Source organism: Candidatus Micrarchaeota archaeon, assembly GCA_028866575.1.
Classification (GTDB): Archaea; Micrarchaeota; Micrarchaeia; order Micrarchaeales; family Micrarchaeaceae; genus UBA12276.
This window is the reverse complement of sequence record JAGWHU010000007.1, coordinates 14,926-33,501: the sequence shown is the minus strand read 5'-3', so window position 1 is coordinate 33,501 and position 18,576 is coordinate 14,926. Positions and strand designations below refer to the sequence as shown.

20 protein-coding genes are annotated in these 18,576 nt (G+C 49.9%); 11 read left to right on the top strand and 9 right to left on the bottom strand.

Features of this window, described 5'->3' with window-relative positions; genetic code table 11:
- Positions 1-56: 56 nt before the first annotated feature.
- The gene (locus KGI06_04685) at positions 57-413 is read left to right on the top strand and encodes a hypothetical protein (protein MDE1871504.1); all 357 of its coding nucleotides are present in this window, start codon (positions 57-59) and stop codon (positions 411-413) included.
- Here KGI06_04685 and KGI06_04680 read toward each other — a convergent pair.
- Together KGI06_04680 and KGI06_04675 are read right to left on the bottom strand one after the other, a co-directional pair.
- Positions 405-1,601, bottom strand: coding sequence for an IS5 family transposase (locus KGI06_04680; GenBank protein ID MDE1871503.1), 1,197 nt, complete (start codon positions 1,599-1,601; stop codon positions 405-407). The genes KGI06_04685 and KGI06_04680 overlap by 9 nt on opposite strands.
- Before the next feature lie 265 nt (positions 1,602-1,866).
- Positions 1,867-2,817, bottom strand: a complete 951-nt coding sequence (locus KGI06_04675; protein MDE1871502.1) for a hypothetical protein — start codon at positions 2,815-2,817, stop codon at positions 1,867-1,869.
- Positions 2,818-2,972: 155 nt separating this feature from the next.
- Between KGI06_04675 and KGI06_04670 the strand changes: the two genes are divergently transcribed.
- The 6 genes from KGI06_04670 (at position 2,973) to albA (ending at position 8,494) form a co-directional block, all read left to right on the top strand.
- Entirely contained in the window at positions 2,973-3,347 is a 375-nt protein-coding gene (locus KGI06_04670) for a PadR family transcriptional regulator (GenBank protein ID MDE1871501.1), read from the top strand.
- Between the two features lie 4 nt (positions 3,348-3,351).
- Positions 3,352-4,347, top strand: a complete 996-nt coding sequence (locus KGI06_04665) for an ATP-binding cassette domain-containing protein (GenBank protein MDE1871500.1) — start codon at positions 3,352-3,354, stop codon at positions 4,345-4,347.
- A gap of 4 nt (positions 4,348-4,351) precedes the next feature.
- Complete coding sequence (locus tag KGI06_04660) at positions 4,352-5,491, top strand: ABC transporter permease (protein ID MDE1871499.1); 1,140 nt, start codon at positions 4,352-4,354, stop codon at positions 5,489-5,491.
- A gap of 18 nt (positions 5,492-5,509) precedes the next feature.
- Positions 5,510-7,126: a COG1361 S-layer family protein gene (locus KGI06_04655; GenBank protein ID MDE1871498.1), complete on the top strand. Its 1,617-nt coding sequence runs from the start codon at positions 5,510-5,512 to the stop codon at positions 7,124-7,126.
- 36 nt (positions 7,127-7,162) lie between these two features.
- Complete coding sequence (locus KGI06_04650; GenBank protein ID MDE1871497.1) at positions 7,163-8,035, top strand: hypothetical protein; 873 nt, start codon at positions 7,163-7,165, stop codon at positions 8,033-8,035.
- 138 nt (positions 8,036-8,173) lie between these two features.
- Positions 8,174-8,494 (top strand): DNA-binding protein Alba, encoded by a 321-nt coding sequence (gene albA, locus KGI06_04645; GenBank protein MDE1871496.1) that lies wholly within the window; start codon positions 8,174-8,176, stop codon positions 8,492-8,494.
- A 6-nt stretch (positions 8,495-8,500) separates the two neighbouring features.
- On the opposite strand, the gene KGI06_04640 is transcribed toward albA, so the two are convergent.
- The 4 genes from KGI06_04640 to KGI06_04625 all read right to left on the bottom strand — a co-directional run bounded on the left by KGI06_04640 (position 8,501) and on the right by KGI06_04625 (position 12,749).
- Complete coding sequence (locus KGI06_04640; protein MDE1871495.1) at positions 8,501-8,881, bottom strand: CBS domain-containing protein; 381 nt, start codon at positions 8,879-8,881, stop codon at positions 8,501-8,503.
- A 95-nt stretch (positions 8,882-8,976) separates the two neighbouring features.
- Positions 8,977-10,194: a translation initiation factor IF-2 subunit gamma gene (locus KGI06_04635; protein MDE1871494.1), complete on the bottom strand. Its 1,218-nt coding sequence runs from the start codon at positions 10,192-10,194 to the stop codon at positions 8,977-8,979.
- 15 nt (positions 10,195-10,209) lie between these two features.
- Positions 10,210-10,599, bottom strand: a complete 390-nt coding sequence (locus tag KGI06_04630) for a 30S ribosomal protein S6e (protein ID MDE1871493.1) — start codon at positions 10,597-10,599, stop codon at positions 10,210-10,212.
- Between the two features lie 5 nt (positions 10,600-10,604).
- Entirely contained in the window at positions 10,605-12,749 is a 2,145-nt protein-coding gene (locus tag KGI06_04625; GenBank protein MDE1871492.1) for a CDC48 family AAA ATPase, read from the bottom strand.
- Positions 12,750-13,351: 602 nt separating this feature from the next.
- On the opposite strand from KGI06_04625, the gene tuf reads away from it, so the two are divergent.
- From tuf to speD, 3 genes are all read left to right on the top strand, one after another.
- Positions 13,352-14,629: a translation elongation factor EF-1 subunit alpha gene (gene tuf / locus KGI06_04620; GenBank protein MDE1871491.1), complete on the top strand. Its 1,278-nt coding sequence runs from the start codon at positions 13,352-13,354 to the stop codon at positions 14,627-14,629.
- A 12-nt stretch (positions 14,630-14,641) separates the two neighbouring features.
- On the top strand, positions 14,642-14,950 hold the full coding sequence (gene rpsJ / locus KGI06_04615; protein MDE1871490.1) for a 30S ribosomal protein S10: 309 nt from the start codon (positions 14,642-14,644) through the stop codon (positions 14,948-14,950).
- A gap of 104 nt (positions 14,951-15,054) precedes the next feature.
- A complete protein-coding gene (gene speD / locus KGI06_04610) occupies positions 15,055-15,483 on the top strand; it encodes an adenosylmethionine decarboxylase (GenBank protein MDE1871489.1) in 429 nt (142 codons plus the stop codon).
- Between the two features lie 38 nt (positions 15,484-15,521).
- Here speD and KGI06_04605 read toward each other — a convergent pair whose 3' ends face one another.
- Positions 15,522-16,277 carry an SIMPL domain-containing protein gene (locus KGI06_04605; GenBank protein MDE1871488.1) on the bottom strand — a complete coding sequence of 252 codons (756 nt, stop codon included), beginning with the start codon at positions 16,275-16,277 and terminating at the stop codon, positions 15,522-15,524.
- Positions 16,278-16,337: 60 nt separating this feature from the next.
- On the bottom strand, positions 16,338-16,895 hold the full coding sequence (locus tag KGI06_04600; protein MDE1871487.1) for a PH domain-containing protein: 558 nt from the start codon (positions 16,893-16,895) through the stop codon (positions 16,338-16,340).
- A 69-nt stretch (positions 16,896-16,964) separates the two neighbouring features.
- On the opposite strand from KGI06_04600, the gene KGI06_04595 reads away from it, so the two are divergent.
- On the top strand, positions 16,965-18,017 hold the full coding sequence (locus KGI06_04595; GenBank protein MDE1871486.1) for a threonylcarbamoyl-AMP synthase: 1,053 nt from the start codon (positions 16,965-16,967) through the stop codon (positions 18,015-18,017).
- Here KGI06_04595 and dcd read toward each other — a convergent pair whose 3' ends face one another.
- Positions 18,018-18,563, bottom strand: coding sequence for a dCTP deaminase (gene dcd, locus KGI06_04590; GenBank protein MDE1871485.1), 546 nt, complete (start codon positions 18,561-18,563; stop codon positions 18,018-18,020).
- Positions 18,564-18,576: the final 13 nt, after the last annotated feature.

Genomic DNA, 18,576 nt, shown 5'->3' with positions numbered 1-18,576 from the left:
TAATATTAATAATGGACGTGCTAAACCTTTAAAAGCTTAAGTATTGATTTTATAACATGGCTGATAAAAGTGTATCCCTATTAACCATAGGTGCTTTTCTACTTATTATAGCTGGTATATTAACATTCTTGATGGGTTTGAATCTTTTTATTGATAGTGTAAATTCTGCTCCAGGAGTTTTATATCTTGCTGGTTTTGATTTTAAGGATTTATCTTTATTTCTAATACTTGGTAGCTTAATGACTATAATCTCTGGGGCTATTTTGAGTACAGGATTAAAGTCGGTTAAAAAGATTTGGTCTATAATAGGAATTATATTTTCGTTATTTAGCATGGTAGGATTTTATACACTTCCAATTCTTTTAATATTACCAATTATTAGTTTGATAGGGGGTATTCTTTGCTTATTGTAAATCAATAGTCATACCCAATTCATACATTTCCTGAATCAAAACAGTAATATTGTATGCGATTATTTTACACAGCAATTCATTAATCTGTGATGTCCTATTTTTTGATTTTAAGGTATCGCCTAACTTCCTTTTTATAGACGCAAAAGTACTCTCTACATTACTTCTCTTATGATAATGCAACATAAACTCGTCCTTATTCATATTGAAATAATGATACATCTTATTCCAAATCCTACTTCCCTTTGGTTTTGCTCTTGAGTTTGATTTGAACGGTATGAAGGCAGTACCGCCAATGCTGTCTATATACGAGAAATTCTCTCTACTGCTATATGCTTTATCTGCCGAGATTTCTTGTATATCAAAGCCATTATCCTTTGTTGTCTGTGCTAACTGTATGAATTCCTTTGAATCGGCACTATAACCTTCTGTTATCTTTAGTGCCGTTATTACGTTTGTCTTTGTGCCAACGCAGATATGTGCCTTAATCCATTTATGTTCTCTTTTTATACCGTACTTATCATCAACATAAGGACTGAAAGAACGTGTCCTAAATCCAGAGCTATCTACTGCAAAGGCGACTTCTACAGATTTTAAAGGGGCTGATGTAGTAGCTATTAACTCTTGCAGAATAGGTGTTATATCTGCTCTATTTAGGACTACTGATAAAGCATTGAAATGTGGTATCTCTTTTACAAAGCCTCTATCTCGTACTATTCCAAATAAGGAATTAGCCCTTCTGCAGGACAATTGGGAATACACTTTGGCTATTGCAAGGTACATAGTATCATTGAATTTCATACGTGGTCTGCCCGTTTTCTGCTTGTTTAAAGGGTCTTCCAAATCTTTTACTAAATCTCTTAAAAGTTCATAAAATAGCTTGCCTTCTGACATTTGTGCTTGATTATAGGTAGTCCACGCTTGTGAGTAAGTAAGTGGTATTTTGTGAGTTTCAAGACCATGCATACTTCTTTTTTCAATATTTAGATAATATCTAACTGCAAAAGCATGTTTGCAGGTCTCTTTATGCAGTTCTGAGTCTGGACAGTTGCAGATAAATTCATTTGATACTTTATAAAATCCATTCCCTGATTGAGACTCTACAAGCCAGCCAGACTTTATTATCTTTATTGTCTTTTGTTGAGCTATCTCATAACCTCTTTGTCTTCTTAAGTTTGTTTGTGCTATCATATTAGGCACCTAATATTATTAGGTACCTAAGACATATATACCTTTCGGTACCTAAACCAAAGGCTTTTAAAGCTTTAGGCACCTAAATACATTATGCAACTACAAAAACGGCTTTCCCGTAAGATAGGGACAAAAGAGTACATTAAATGGGTTATAACAATACCACCTGAAGAAGTTAAAAAGTTAGAATGGAAAGCTGGGCAAGTTTTAGATGCAAGAATAGAGAATGGTATTCTAATAATTAAGAAAAAAAAGAAATGATTACTTAATGTATTGATAGTGTTTTTTTACCAGCGAATATGTCTTCGATATTTTTTTCTATTTCTACTATTGATTCATGCATTTTCTGATTTGAGGCTTCATAGCTTTTATCAAGTTCTTTTAGAAATTCAGGCTGTAGCATAGTGCCTTGTACTATTACATTCCCATCTTTATCTGAAATGCACCACATAACTCCTAAATCTGTTGATTTATGTCCTACAGTTAAAACTCTTTCAGCAGATTTTTTTGCCCAATAAACTTTTACAATGGCTTCACTTAAGGGGGTTGTAAGTTGATATGCTTCTTTTGTTATCTCTGGCAAGGACATAAGATTACCCATTCCTATTATCCCAAACCCATCTCCGTCTAATATCTCTATTTCACCATTTTCATTTATGAGATTTATGTGTGCGAGATATTTTTTACCGTTTTCCATTATGTCAAACCCTACAACTAAGAAATTCGTATCTACAGAGTACTTCTTAATTTCTTCGTCTACATTTTTCCAAAAAGTTTCTGGATATTTCTTTAAATTTTTGTAAAATGTTTCTAAGTTTAAACCACGTGGATTAAGAATTTGTGCATTTATCCTTTCGTTTCTAAGATGTTCTGTTTCTTTCCTTATAAGTTCAGAAATTTCCATTATAGTGAATATCCTACCTTTAGATATCTCTCCATCAAGGAAATCACCTACTCTGACAAGTATTTTGTCGGCATTATACCCATCACCAGCGTTTAATATGACGCAATTAGTACATTTTCTTGAAGCCAAAGCGAATTTTGCACGTGCTTGTTCAAATGTTAAACCACCAGCAGTTACTTGTCTATCTGCACAAAATACAATTCTCGGATATGTGCCGCTATCGCATATTACGCTTAAACAAACAGTCATGGGTCTTACCCTCTTGTATATCTTATTATTTTTTGGTCTAATCAAATCTATATTAGTTACCATAGGTTCACCTAATCATGAATTTTTGACTTTTCGTGCAAGAAGGAGAGTTTTCGTGCAAAATGGCTTTCTCGTGCAAAGCTCCTGTGCCAAAAAGATATATATACTTTTAGTTTTAAATTAATATAGTTTAAATTTAAACTAACTGGGGGGTTAATGTGGCGAAGCCAGCTGCGCAGAAGTACAAGTACGAGCACCCGTTCATGACGAAGGACATGGCGAGGACCGTGCTCAAGATCGTGCTGTTGAAGAGGATAGAGCGCGGCGAAATATACTCGTATGCCCTGATCAAGGAGCTGAATGCAAGCAGGTTCTCCATGTTCCTCAAGAAATACAGCACGGATCCCAAGAACGACATATACAACACGGTGAAGGCTCTGGAGAAATCCGGCTACATAAAGCTGGATGCGAGGATAGACGGCGGCAAGCTTAAGAACTATTACAAAATAACCGCAAAGGGGAGCAATGCCCTCAAGGAATCAAAGGGGCTTTTCATGAAAAGCATGAGGGAGCTCGTCAAGATACTGGGGTAGTCCTGTGGCTGCAAAAAACATAATAGAGGTGAACGGCCTGGTAAAGAAATTCGGGGACTTCACCGCACTCGGCGGCATAGACCTCAGCATCAAGGAGGGCGAGGTATTCGGCCTGCTCGGGCCCAACGGCGCCGGCAAGACCACTCTGCTCAACGTGGTGCTCGGGCTTCTCAAGCAGACCAGCGGAACCATATTCGTGAACGGGATAAACAACCAGGAGCACATAAACAGCATAAAGCAATCGATAGGCCTGATGACGCAGGAGACGGTTGTTGAAAACGAGCTTACCGCAAGGCAGAACCTGGAGCTGTTCGCAGAGCTGTACCAGGTTGATCCTGTAACGGAGAAAAAGAGGGTTGCAGAGGCGCTTCATGACGCCGACCTCATGGATTTTGCAGACAAGAAGGCAGGCACATTTTCCGGGGGCATGAAAAGGAGGCTGGAGCTGGTGAAGTCCATGGTGCACAACCCACCGATACTGATACTGGACGAGCCGACAACCGGCCTTGACGTACAGAACAGGAACCAGCTGTGGGACAGGATAAGGGAGCTGAACAAGAGCGGCGTCACGATAATACTTACTACGCAGTACCTCGAGGAGGCTGACGCGCTGTGCGAAAGGATAGCGATAATAGACCACGGAAAGATAAAGGCGATAGGCACCGCGTCGGAGCTCAAGGCGATGGTGAGCACCGGCAACATCCTTGAAATAGTCGCCAGGCACGGCGACATAGAGAACATCGTAAGGATATTGAAGAAATACGGGGTTGACCCGGAGATAAAGGGCGACAAGATAATAGGCGCCCTCGGGGCCAACTCCTCAAGGCTGTTCAGGAACATAACCAACGACATCGAGGACAAGAAGATACCTGTGCTTGCGATAAGCGCGCACCTCCCGACGCTCGACGACGCCTTCCTCAAGCTCACTGGATCGCAGATAAGGGATTCCACTTCGGAGGATGCGGCAACTGCAAACAGGAACAAGATGTGGAAAAGGTGATCATGTGGGGCTACTGAACGACACCATTACGCTTTACAAGAGGGAATTGCTCATATACAAGGCAAACCTCAGGACCAACCTCATAAGGGCCATAATATTCCCGCTCATACTGCTTCTCATATTCGGCAGCATAAACTCCGCGCCGAAGAACGTGCCCATTGAAGTTGTCAACTACGCCAACAATCCCCAGTCTGTCCAGTTCATGAACAACCTGCAGCAGCAGAACTTCGTGTCGTTGAAGGGCGTGACAACGGAGTACCAGGCCCTGAAGGACCTCAGCGCCGGGAGGATAGACGTAGTCGTTGTAATACTGCCCGGATTCCCTGGCAGCGGAACGGCCTCATCTACTAGCCCGTCCGTTTATGTTTATTATGCCAACAATTTCGCCAATCTCGGGAGCTCGCTCCAGCAGATCAGCGTAACCGCCTCACAGTTCGGCGCAAGGACCAGCGCGGCGCTGCAGCAGGGCTTCCTCCTCAGCAACGCCCCTCCGGTAAGCACCGTAACGCTCAATCCTACGTACGGCACCCAAGGGAACTACAAGACGTTCGTCGCAGGCGGGCTCTTCGGGATGGTGATAGTGTTCGGAAGCATGTTCGGCGGCGGCATGTCCATAATCCAGGACAGGGACTTCGGCAACCTCAAGGCGTTTCTTATAACCCCTGTTCAAAGGACCGCGCTGGTGCTCAGCAAGATGCTTGCTGGAACTACTACGGGGGTGGTGAACTCAATAGTAATGTTCGGGCTGATATTCCTGTTCGGTATAAACATAGCGATGGGCGCTGTCGGGGTGATATGGATACTCCTGCTGTCGCTCATCGCAGCATTCGGGTTCAGCGCGCTCACAAGCGCGCTTGCGTCGAGGATAAACAAGGTCGAGGTATACGCGATAGCTGCGCAGACCATAACGCTGCCGCTGTGGTTCGTGTCCGGGGCGTTCTCCCCTGTCAGCACGCTGCCTGCTTGGCTGCAGCCGGTGAGCGTTGTGGACCCGCTCACATACGTCACCACCGGCATAAGGGACGTGATGATGAACGGCTATTATCCTATAGCTACGATAGAGCTTGACCTTGCAGTGCTCGCGGTGTTCATCGTGGTTTCCACGATACTCGCAATCAAGGTCTTCAAGACAAGGATAGAATGATGTTCAATGGTGAATGAAATGAGAGCTAAAGAGATGATAAGGGTAATCCTTCTGGTTTCCATGTTTGCGCCAGTCCTTGCGATGGGCGCTGCGGGCGCGGTTTCGGTCGGGGACGGGGCGCTGTCCATCGTCAATCTGAGGATATCGCCGCAGCCTGTAGTGGCAGGAAGCAACGCCACGATAATGCTGCAGCTTTACAATTCATACTCGTCCACGCTTTACAACGTGAACCTGCAGCTTACCGCGCAGAACCCGATAATAAACGTATCGCCGTCAAGCACCTCCATAATAGACGCGATAGGCACGGGGCTCTACGGCGGGGGAGTGGGGCTTGACACATTCACCTATTCGGTGCACATACCCTCTACCCTGCATGCAGGGGAATACACTATAGACGTGGTCGCGAACTACCAGACCGACCAGCCGAACAGCTACAGCGGCGTAACGAGGCTTCCCGCATCAGCGGAAATCCCGATAAGCTTCTACGTCTACGGCACCCCTGTGATAAAGCTCAGCGCAAATCCCTCGTCCATGCTCTCCCCGGGGCAATCCACAAGCATGCAGATGAGTGCGGTGAATCCCGGAACCGACGTAGCAAACAACGTGACCGTGACGCTGCACGACTCGCAGTACTTCAAGGTTTTCGGAACTGAGCAGTTCAACCTCGGGTCCATAAGCCCCGACGGCACGGCCACATTCACCGCCAATCTGCAGCCGTCCATCAGCATAAGCAACGGCACCTACCCTGTAAACGCGACCATATCATATGTCGCGCAGTCGGGAAACGCAGTTACCGAGAACACAAGCCTTTTGCTTGACATAATAATAAACCAGCCGAACGTCGTGGCCAGCATAGCCAGCGCCACGCCGACGAACCTGTATGCCGGGGGCAACCAGACTCTCACCGTGCAGCTTCAGAATACCGGCCTTGGCACGGCAAAGAACCTGACAGCAAGCTTCCTGAACGGGCCCGGGGTTGAAATCGGGAGCATATCCCAGTTCTTCATAGCATCGCTAGGCCCGAAGAACTCCACGACGATGACTGTTTACATAAACGCCAACAGGTCCCTCAGCAGCAACTCCTTCTCGCTCCCCGTCTCGCTGAAGTACTACAGCTCCAACTACAACGACAACTTCACGCAGCTGCAGTACATACCCATAAACATACAGAAATCTGCGGTATTCAACATAACCAACGTTACCACAAGCATAAAGCCCGGGGATGCGTACAAGCCCATAACGTTCCACATCAAGAACACAGGGAACATAGCGGCCGAGCAGGTAACACTGAGCCTGCAGACAACATTCCCCATAACGCCGGTGAACCCGAACATATACATAAACTCGCTGGCGCCGGGCCAGAGCGTTAACGCTACGTTCTACGTCGGCGTCGACCCTTCTGGAAACCTGGGGAACTATCCAGTCACTCTCTTCGAGCAGTGGAGGCAGCCGAACGCAGCGGTCAACCAGCAGTTCTCCGGATCCAACGGCTACTACGCATATGTTGGAACTGGCAGGAGCGGCACCTCCGGATACATCAGCTACATAGAATACGCAGTGGTAATCGCCGTAATAGCCTTCGTCGCATTCAGGATATACTCAAGCAGGAAGTCTCAATCAAAGAAAAAGACATAAAAGGATATCAAGCGTATATTGCAGAGTGGTGGGCACTTGAATCTGCAGACAGACAGGCTGGTGGATTCTGCGCTTGAGAAATACAGGCTTCCGGTGTGGGTGAGGCCGTACGTGTACAGGTACGTGAGGGAAAACCCAATCAGTGCAGTCAAATACGCAATAAGCCTTGTCGATGTGAAGAGGAAGAAGGGGGAGATAACCAAGACGCAGGTGAGGCTCCCGAACGGGACCACGTTCAACATGGCGTCGGTGCTCAAGCTGCTCAACCTATTCTTCTACGGCGAGGAGAGCATGGCGCGCATAGAGGAGGCGTGGGCCACCAAGTCGCTTGACAGGAACGCGGAATACGAGAGGCGCTTCCTCGAGATATCCGTCCTGGACATGAGGCGCACGCGCGCGCTGAAGAACCTTGCCGAGGGTCTGGGCCATTCTGTGGGGGAGCAGCCCAAGTCGCTCGAGAAGGCATTCGAGCGCATATCAAAGATAGACTCGTGGCACGACAGGGTCATAACAACGGGCATAATACTCCGCTACTCCTACGCTGCCACTTTCGGGATAATATTCTACAAGGTGTTCTATCCCGTGTCGCCGGAATTCATGCGCTCCTTCAGCAAGGCATTCGAGGACAAGGGGACGGAGAGGTGGGACACGGAGGAGGCGCGCAGGCTCATAGCTGAAAATGTGGTGGAGAGAGAGCATGTTCTAAAGCTCGCTAGGGGCATACTCTCCAACGTGCTGTGGTCCATAGAGGCCAACATGAAGCTCGCAAGGGAGCTAAAGCTCGAGAGGGAGGTGAGGCTTCTCAGCGACATATCCATAGTGTACCCTTTCCAGGTATTGTCGGAGATGGGGCTGGATGTGGATCCTGACAGGGAGCTGAGGGGCATAAGGAAGCTCTCCTCTAAGTGATGCGTACGGCGGAATTCCCGCTCATGCATGCACCAATCGGCACCGGTTGCGATAAAAATACACACGGCACGCAAGAACCTATATATACTTTGATTAACAAGTCATTCTGCATCTAACACGAACGGAGCAAGTGATATCATGGCAAACGAAACAACGGAAGAGCAGAGGATGGACTTTGGTGGCGAGGGAAGGTCGGAGAACACGGTTTACATAGGCAGGAAGCCCACGATGAATTACGTGCTTGCCGTGGTGACGCAGTTCAACAGCGGCATGAAGGAGGTAACCATAAAGGCCAGGGGCAACTCCATATCCAGGGCTGTGGACGTGAAGGAGATAGTGGTCAACAGGTTCCTGCCGGAATTGAAGGAGAAGAGCATAAAGACATCCTCGGAGGAGCTTACGAACGAGGACGGCTCAAGGTCGAAGGTTAGCGCGATACAGATAGTGCTGCAGAGGTAGAGCCATTCAATCAACCTGCATCGATTTTTTTGCCTTGAGGAGCTCGGATGCAGTAACTATTCCTATGCATATCATCCCTATGCTTGATTCAACCACCGGTACCCTGTTGAGCCTGTGGCTTATCAGGTATTTTATCGCGTAGTCCAGGCTCCTATCCTTTTCCACGAAAAGCGGCTTGAGCATCAGCGCCCCTGCCTCATTTTCTGTACCGTTCACATTTACGGATTCGTCGCTAAGTATGCCGACGAGCCTTCCGTTGTCAAGCACAGGTACCATAGAGATGTTTGAATCCCTCATCAGCTTGCGCGCTGCAGAGGCCTTGGTGTCCGGGGCGACAGAGACCATTGACCTTTCGGCTATCATGCCTACGTGGATCCTTTTCGCCATTGAATGCACGCGCCTGCGTACAGGCATATATTAATGGACGTGAAAATATTAATAGCGTTGCAGCTGCTGCTCATTATCGGAACAGAGGCAAAAGGCTAGTTGAGCTGGCCGTAGCCTGTAAGCCTCCACCTGCGCCCTATGTTCCTCATCACAGCTATCTTGGCGCCCTTCTCAGCGCTTATCGGGTGCTTGAGCGTTATCTCTATGTTGTCCCTCTTCGCCTTCTTTATGTAGCCCAGGATTGTGGTGGTGCCTATGCCGAGGATGAGCGGCTCGTTCTCCGACATTCCCTGCTCAGGTATGTCGTCCCTCTTGAGCTTGTGGTATTTTATCGTGATGCTTCCTATCATCGGCGGCAGCTTGCCGACAAGGCCCACAACATTCCCTACAAGGCCGTCAGCCTTGGTGAACGTCGGGTCTATCTCCGTGGATATGCCGACAAGCCCGCCAGGTATTGCCTCGTCTATGCTGTCCTTGCCGTTGCTCATGCCGTTCACAACGGTTATTATCGGCTCGTACATCTCCCTCTTGGACTTGGTGTTGCGCTTTATCCCGGGCCTTATCTCTATCTGCGAGCCTGACTTCAGCCTGCCCCTTGTTACCGCGCATCCTATGACCCCTCCGGAGATCTTGTCCGCATCGACTCCCGGCTTGTTTATGTCAAAGGACCTCACCACGTACATCATCGGGTCGGACTCCAGGTCCCTCTGCGGCAGCTTCATGCTTGCTATGCGCTCCAGTATGGCGCCCACGTTTATGCCGAGGTTCGGCATCACCGGTATTATCGGCGCGCCCTCTATTATGCTGCCCTTTATGAATTCCCTTATCTTTGCCTCGTGCTCCTGCGCCTTCTCCCTTCCAACAACGTCTATCTTCGTCTGGGCTATTATCACGTTCTTGATGCCGAGTATGTTTATTATCATGAGGTGCTCCCTGGTCTGAGGCATCGGGACCGGCTCGTTGGCCGCTATCACGAAGAGTATCGCGTCTATGACGCTGGATCCGGCTATAGCTGTCGCCATGAGCGTCTCGTGGCCCGGCGCATCGAGGAGCGATATCCTCATGAGCGGCACAGCCCTTCCTTCGCATCCATCGCACTTCTCCCCAGTGGTGTACGCGCCGGGGCCGTCGCATCCATCGCACTTGCTGATTACCGCATCCGCATAGCCGAGCTTTATCGTCATGTTCCTCTTTATGCTTTCGCTGTGCCTGTCGGTCCAGGTGCCGGTTATGGCCCTTGTGAGCGACGTCTTCCCGTGGTCTATGTGGCCAAGCGTCCCGATGTTCAATACGCTATGCGTGGTCTTGTCCAAAGCTAAACACCATCATTACTGAGCCTTCTCCTTCTTCCCCTTTTCGGGGAAAAGCTCCGCAACCGGCCTGTCGCCGTATTCAACTATTACCGTATTGACAAGCTCGGTGTCGTTGCTCACCATGCTGCCCCTCACGGTGCGCCTCCTGTACTGGCCCTTCCTCTTGCCTGCGCGGCCAGCCCTTTCAAGGATCTTGGTCTTTATCGCGCCGCTTATGCTCCTGTTCATCGCGAAGCCGCTCTTGTCGCTGCCCCCGGTTATCCTGAGCTTGTAGCCCGAAAGCCCAAGGGCCGCACCGTCTATCACCTCGTTTATCCTGTGGTTCATGAAAAGCGAGGCCTTGTCATCGTCCAGTTCCATCTGGGCGCTCTTACCCGTTTTCGCATCAGCGTATACTACTTTCATATAATCTACCTGTACATGTTTTCCGGTTCTTCCTTGAACCGCTTTATCCTGTCGGAAAGCTCCTTCGGTATCGTAGGCTTCACCTCTTCCAATGCAACCTTGAAGTCCGGCTTTGTCACTATGTCCCTCTTGGCCCTTATCGCGTTCATGCCTGCCTCCCTGACTATGTTCTCTATCTCAGCTCCGGTGTAGTTCTCTGTTTCCCTTGCGAGATCGTCAAGGGAGACGTCCTTAGCTAACGGCATCTTCTTCGTGTGCACAACGAATATCGCCTTCCTCGTGGGCTCGTCAGGCATTGGTATCTCTATTATCTTGTCGAATCTGCCGGGCCTCAGCAGCGCCGGGTCTATTATGTCGGGCCTGTTGGTCGCTGCGAGCACGAACACGTTCTTTATTTCCGAAAGCCCGTCCATCTCCGTCAGCAAAGTGTCTACAACCCTTTCCGTAACAAGCGAATCTGTCGAGTCGCTGTTCCTTGCATATGCCATCGCGTCTATCTCGTCTATGAATATTATGCACGGCGCGGCCATCTTCGCCTTCCTGAATACCTCCCTTACCGCCTTTTCGCTCTCCCCGACGTACTTGCTTAGGAGCTCAGGGCCCTTTATGGATATGAAGTTGGATTCGCGCTCGGTGGCAACAGTCTTAGCAAGCAGCGTCTTTCCAGTGCCTGGCGCCCCGACAAGCAGCAATCCCTTTACCGGCCTTATCCCTATCTTCTCGAAGGCCTCCGGGTTCTTCACGGGCAGTTCAACAGCTTCCTTCAGCTGCGCCTTTACGTCCTCCATTCCGCCGACGTCGTTCCAGTGCACGTTCGGCCTTTCCACGAATACCTCCCTGAGCGCGCTTGGCTGTATCAGCGAAAGCCCCTCCCTGAAATCCTGCATCGTAACGTTGAGCGACATGAGTATCTCGTTCGGCACGGATTTCTTGTTGAGTATCTTTGGCAGTATGTGCCTGAGCTCGGCCATCGCTGCCTCCCTCGCAAGCGCTGCTATGTCAGCACCGGTATAGCCGTGCGTCATGTCTGCCAGCTCCTCCAGCTTCACGTCCTTGGCCAATGGCATGTTCCTTGTGTGTATCTGGAGTATTTCCTTCCTTGCGTTCCTGTCAGGAACCCCTATCTCAACTTCCCTGTCGAACCTGCCGGGCCTCCTGAGCGCCGGGTCTATCGCATTGGGCCTGTTCGTAGCTCCTACAACTATGACGTGGCCCCTTGTTCCCATGCCGTCCATGAGCGTGAGCAGCTGCGATACCATCCTGCGCTCCACCTCGTTGGTTGCCTCCTCCCTCTTGGGCGCTATGGCGTCTATCTCGTCCATGAATATTATCGTCGGCGCCTTCTCCTTTGCTTCGTTGAATATCTCCCTGAGGCGCTCCTCGCTCTCGCCAACGAACTTGCTCACGAGCTCGGGCCCTGATATGTATATGAAATGAGCATCGCTCTCGTTGGCTACGGCCTTAGCAAGCAGCGTCTTTCCAGTGCCTGGGGATCCGTAAAGCAGAACCCCCCTTGGCGGCTCTATCCCCAGCCTTTCGAAGAGCTCCGGGTACCTTATGGGCAATTCAACCATCTCCCTTATCTTCTCTATCTCGCCCTTCAGGCCTCCTATGTCCTCGTAGTGCACCTCCCCTATCTTCACCATTGATTCGGACACCGGCTCGTTCCTTACAAGAACTTCCGTATCCTTTGTGACCCTGACAACACCGTGCGGGGAAACCTGCGTTACTATGAAATTGAATGCATAGCCGAACATCGCTATGGGCACAACGTCCCCCTTTACCAGCGGCTTGTCCTCCAGCCTGTTCTTGGCGTATTCTGAGAAATCCGGCGATATCGGGGTGCGCTGGTTCGGCGGCGGCGCAAGGACTATCTTCTCCGCATCCTTGACCTCGGCCTTGGTAACGAAGACCCTGTCCCCTATGCCAACACCTATGTTCTGCCTTATCCATCCGTCTATCCTTATGAAGTCCAGTCCCTCGTCCTGCTGGTGGGCCTGCCACACTATGGCAGCAGTCGATTTCCTCCTGCCCTTCATCTCTATTACGTCCCCGGAAATGAGGTTGAGCATCTTCCTGGCCTTGGAGTCTATCCTTGCTATGCCCCTCCCGTCATCGGTTACCAGAGCCGCAGCAACAGTAAGTTCTATGCCATCCGCCAAATCTACACCTGATAAGCTAACATCATCAATCAGTCAAAATTATGAATAGAATATGATAAACCGAATAAAATGAATAATAATATTTAACAAAAAAATCCTTTATACTTTTCTATTGCCCGCGTGACAAGGGCGCAAAGCTACATGTCCTCCTCGTCGTCCATGTCCTCGTCATCATCGTCGTCGTCCACGTCGTCGTCTTCGTCCTCATCCTCGTCCTCATCTTCGGCTTCGACCCTTGCTATCGGATAGTATGGTATCTTCATAGGGATCACATACGGTTAATCAAGCTATTATGCACGACTGTGTTTAAATACCTTTGTGTTTTATTTTGGTTTCGCGAAAGGCGTCGCAAATCCATCATTTTTCCACTGCCAGAATGCCGCAATAATCCGCAGGATTGGGCCGCTACGCATGCAGGAACCAACACCTTCCTAGCTATCGATAAACCGGGAAAGGGCATAGTTTTTTATATCTTACATATATAAGTATTATGTCATATTTGTATTGCTATTCTGGGCACTCTAAGGGGCTAGTTTTCTTAGTCTCATTAAATGCATTGGAAAAATCAATGTTTATGCTAAATCGGTGAAATAATGGCAGATAAACCACACCTGAATTTAATCTTTATAGGACACGTTGACCACGGAAAGTCAACAACAGTAGGAAGGCTGCTTTACGAGAGCGGCGCGATAACAGACAGGGACATAGCGCGATTCAAGGAGCTCACCCAGCAGTTCAACAGGCCCACTTTCGAGTTCGCGTTCGTAATGGACAACCTGAAGGAGGAAAGGGAAAGGGGAATAACGATTGACATAGCGCACAAGGAGTTCCAGACGCAGAAGTACTTCTTCACGATCATAGACGCGCCGGGCCACAGGGACTTCGTAAAGAACATGATTACCGGAGCCAGCCAGGCTGACGCAGCGGTGCTTGTCATAAGCGCGGAGGAAGGCATAAAGCCGCAGACAAGGGAGCACGCGATACTGATAAACGTCCTCGGGGTGCCGCAGCTCATAGTCGGCATAAACAAGATGGACTCCCCGCAGGTCAACTTCAGCCAGCAGAAGTACGAGCAGATAAAGACAGAAGCCACTACCTTGCTGAAGCAGCTTGGCTTCAAGACCGACAAGGTGCTTTTCGTGCCATATTCTGCACTGGAGGGATCCAATGCAGGGAAGAAGTCGGAGAAGATGGCATGGTATACCGGGCCGACGCTGCTCGCATCGCTCGATACCCTCATAGTGCCTGAAAAGCCTACGAGCAAGCCGCTGAGGCTGCCGATACAGGACGTGTTCAGCATATCCGGATTCGGGACGGTTCCTGTAGGGAGGGTAGAGACAGGGGTTGTCAAGGTGGGCGATCCCATAGTGATAATGCCTAGCGGGGCAAAATCTGAAGTCAAGAGCATAGAGATGCACCACCAGCAGATGCAGCAGGCGGAGCCGGGGGACAACATAGGCTTCAACATAAAGAACGTCGACAGGAAGGACATAAAGCGCGGGGACGTCATAGGCCCAACAAGCAGCCCGCCGACAGTAGCCACGGAGTTCACCGCGCAGATAATAGTGCTGCACCACCAGAACGTCATAGCAAGGGGCTACACCCCTGTGTTCCACATACACACGGCGCAGCTCGCATGCACTATAACGGACATACTCGAGAGGAAGGATCCTAAGACAGGCCAAACTGCGGCGCAGAATCCCGAGACAATAAAGACAGGCGACGTTGCAATAGTGAAGATAAAGCCGACTAAGCCGATATGCATAGAGAAGTTCAGCGAATTCCCGCAGCTGGGAAGGTTCGCGATAAGGGACATGGGAGAGACGGTAGGCGCAGGCATAATACTCGACGTCGTCGCAAGGAAGTAGATGCGTGAATAGATGACGAAGGCGATAATAAAGCTGGTCAGCACGGTTGCCAAGGACATAGACGCAATAGCCGGCCAGATAAAGGCCATAGCGGTATCCATAAACGTGGAGTCCAAGGGGCCGGTGCCCCTTCCCACGCGCAGGCTTTCCCACACGACCAGGAAAACCCCGTGCGGCGACGGCAGCCACACCTACGAGAAGTGGGAGATGCGCGTCCACAAGCGCCTGATAATAATAGACGGGAGCGAGCAGGCGCTCAGGCAGGTTATGCGAATAAGGGTCCCGGACACGGTGCAGATAGAGATAAGCCTTGCCGGCTGATCCGGAAATAATTCCTATTTCTTTTCAATACTCTTAAATAATTATCCATCAAAAATAAAACTGGAAATTATAATTTATTAACATATCTGGCAGGTTTTATCGAAATGGCTAAAAATTCCACGGTGCACCAGAAGGTAATAGAAAGGATAAGCGGAGAATCCTTAGGCATCGCTGATTCCGGGGAAAGGATAGTCGGCTCACACGTGTTCGGCAACCTCTACGAGCCGGACGACAGGCTGGTGAACGACGAGGCATTCCTGAAGGACATGGTGCTCAAGGCCGTCGGGGTGGCGAAGATGACCCTTGTAGAGGTGAAATCCTGGTCTTTCGGCGGCAAGAAGGGCGGCATAACTGTGATGGCGCTGATAACCGAAAGCCACGTTGTGCTACACACGTGGAACGAATACAAGTACGCAACCCTTGACATATACACCTGCGGCGGAAAGGCAAAGCCGCACGAGGCATTCAAATACATAGTGAAGAGCCTGAAGCCGAAGAGGCACCACGCTTTCTACGCGGACAGGGGCATGTAGGGCGGGATCTCATCCTGAAAAGCCGATTGCATAAGACGCTAGCCACGCTTGGTCCCGTATACGAACACAACCGTTATGCTTTCCGTGACTTTGTTTGTACCTCCGTAGAATTCCGGCGGTATAGTGGTTGTTACGCCGCTACCTCCTGATATCGCAAGGTCGAGCCTGTACGGTATTGGGTACACGTAGTAGTTGTTTATCGTTATGTTGGTGGTGTATATGGTGCTGTTCCTCAGCAGCGCATGCGCCTGCGCCGTGGCATTGGAAAGCGCAAGTGACAGCGCGGCGACCCGCATAGCGCTCACCTGAGCGTCAGAGAGCTCGGGGCTTGCGCCGCCCACGTAAACGTTGGTTATGTTGGACAGCGCGCCTATCGCTGCGCTGGTATTTCCTATGTCTGGTATTGTGACGGACAGGCTTTCCGACGCCTCATAGCTGCTCTTGTTGTATACCTTGTAGACGTTGAAATAGCTGGTGGTTATGAGGCTCGCGTTGTTGTTAACGTATTTCATTATCGTGCTGTTGAATTTCTGCAGCGTAGCTGATATGTTCTGAACAGCCTGCTGGTTCGTCTTCCCGGTTCCGTTCATCGTGACGTAGATGACGGACTGCGAGGAGCTGTTGTATACGGTGCCCGTGGCGCTGATTGTGAGGGTGCTGCTCTGCTGTATGGTGCTTGTGGTCGGGCTCTGGCTGCGGTTTATAGTAAAGCCGTAGACCATCACCGCTGCAAAGACTAATATCGCGAGTACTGCAACCGCGTAAAGACCCAACATGCTGGACTGCTTTTTCATACAATCTATAATGAGTTGTGCGGATTATTTAATAATCCTTGCGGCAAACATAGGTTTTTGCTAGGTTGTCTCGCCTGAAAGCGGTTTCCCGCATTTGCTGCAAAACTTGGCAGAGGACTTGTTCTTGGTGCCGCAGTTGTTGCAGTATATGTAGGAGCCCACGCCGTTGTCTATGTGCGCCTCCTGGCCCTGTATCTCCTTGTCCACGTTAGCCTGCGCATCGAACCTTTTCTCGAGCTTCTTGTTCAGGTAATCGGTAAGCTCCGTCGCATCCTTGTTCTTCAGCCCGTCTATCTCCCCTTCCTGCTTCCCGGAGCCGCCTAGCAGCCCCCTGTCGGTGTCGTAGCCTAGGACCCTTATGAATACGGTTGATGTTATTATGCCGTGCTCCAGCCTTACGCTCATTATCGCGTTGTAGGGCACAACCTCATAGTCCTGCCTGAAGCCGAGCGAAGCCCTGTTTATTATTATGAGGCGCTTGTCCGTGACAACAACAGTGGTTGGGGTTATGAGCGATCCCCCGGGCATGAAGCGCCTCTGCTTTATCGTGCCCTCCACCTCCTCGTCTGGCCAGAGGACCTTCTTCGCTAGCATAAGCTCCGCAGTATCTATCTGCATCAAATCATTAAGTATTTGACAGTAAAGTATATTAAATAATAGCGGATAATCTGCTCATTGTGCATTTGCGTGACGAAAGTAATCAAGGTAAACCCGGTAAACCCGGAGATGGAGCTCATAAGGGAAGCAGCTGCAATTATAAAAAGCGGCGGGATAGTGGCCTTCCCGACTGAAACGGTATACGGGCTTGGCGCAGACGCATTCAACGGCGGCGCATGCCGTAACATATTCAAGGCAAAGAACAGGCCGATGGACAACCCGCTCATAGCGCACATATCGAAAACCAGGGATATTGAAAGGGTCGCAAGGGAGGTGCCTGAAGAGGTAATGAATGCGGTGAAGATCCTGTGGCCCGGGCCGGTCACGTTCAGGCTTAAGAAGAACGAAGCAGTGCCTATCGAAACGACTGCAGGGCTTGATACCATTTCGGTAAGGATGCCCGCGCATCCAGTCGCGCTCAGGCTGATAGAGGCAAGCGGGACACCTATAGCCGCTCCGAGCGCCAACATCTCCACGAGGCCTAGCGGCACCAGGGCGGAGCACGTCATAAAGGACTTCGACGGCAAGATAGACGCGATACTTGACGGCGGGGATGCGGCATTCGGCATGGAATCTACGATAATAGACGCTACAGTCGAGCCGTACCTGCTCCTCAGGCCCGGCGCGTTCACCATGGAGGAGCTAAGGAAATATCTTGACATAGAGGTGCCAGAATCGATAAACATAAGCAGGAAGGATGTCGTGGCTGTTGCGCCGGGGATGAAGTACAGGCACTATGCCCCTGACACAAAGCTGATAGCCGTGCAAAAGGACCTTCTCGAGAGCGCAGTGGAGCATCTTGGGAAGCGCGACGACTATGCCGTGCTGTGCAGCAACGAGACCGCAGAAAGGATATCCGACTCAAGAGCAAAGCTCATAAGGATGGGGAGCGAGAGGAGCCTTTACGAGATAGCAAAGAACCTGTTCGACTCGTTCAGGGAGCTCGACAAAAAGGAAGTGAAATTCGCATTGGTAGAAACATTTCCCGAGAGGGGAATAGGGCTAGCCATCATGAACAGGATAATAAAGGCATCAGGCTCTGCGCCTGTATCATCAATCGAGGGGCTCAAGGAGCTGGTGTGACTACTCGCTTATTACCTTGGGCAGCCTCACGCCCATCTGCCCTGAATAGGATCCCTTGGAGTAGCTGCTTTCCACGGCGTTGCTCGCCTTTATGAAAACTATGTGCGCGAACCTGGTGTTCGGCTTCAGCGCTATCTTGTACGGCGCGTTGTTTATCACCTCAAGGGTTACGTTGCCGTTGAATCCAGCATCTATTATGGTCGGGGGCATGGAAAAGCCGTGCCTTGCCCACGTGCTCCTCAGCTCAACGACGCCGACAAGATCGTCGGGCAGCGCAACGTGCTCTATGGTAGAAAGAAGAACCTGCTCGCGCGGCCCTATCACGAGCGTCTCCTGCTTTTTCCTCACGTCGTACGCCCTTTCTATCATCTCCTTGTTTGACGGATCCATAACGAAATCGTCGCCAAGGTCCTTCCTGTGGTATGCTATCTCGTCAGCAAGCCGGAAATCTATCCCGTTCTCGCGCACTATCTCCCTTGAGAACGGCTCTATCTTCAGCCTCTTGCTGTTCAGGTAGTTCATCAAATCGAAGTCTGAAAGTATCATTTTACCCCCCGTT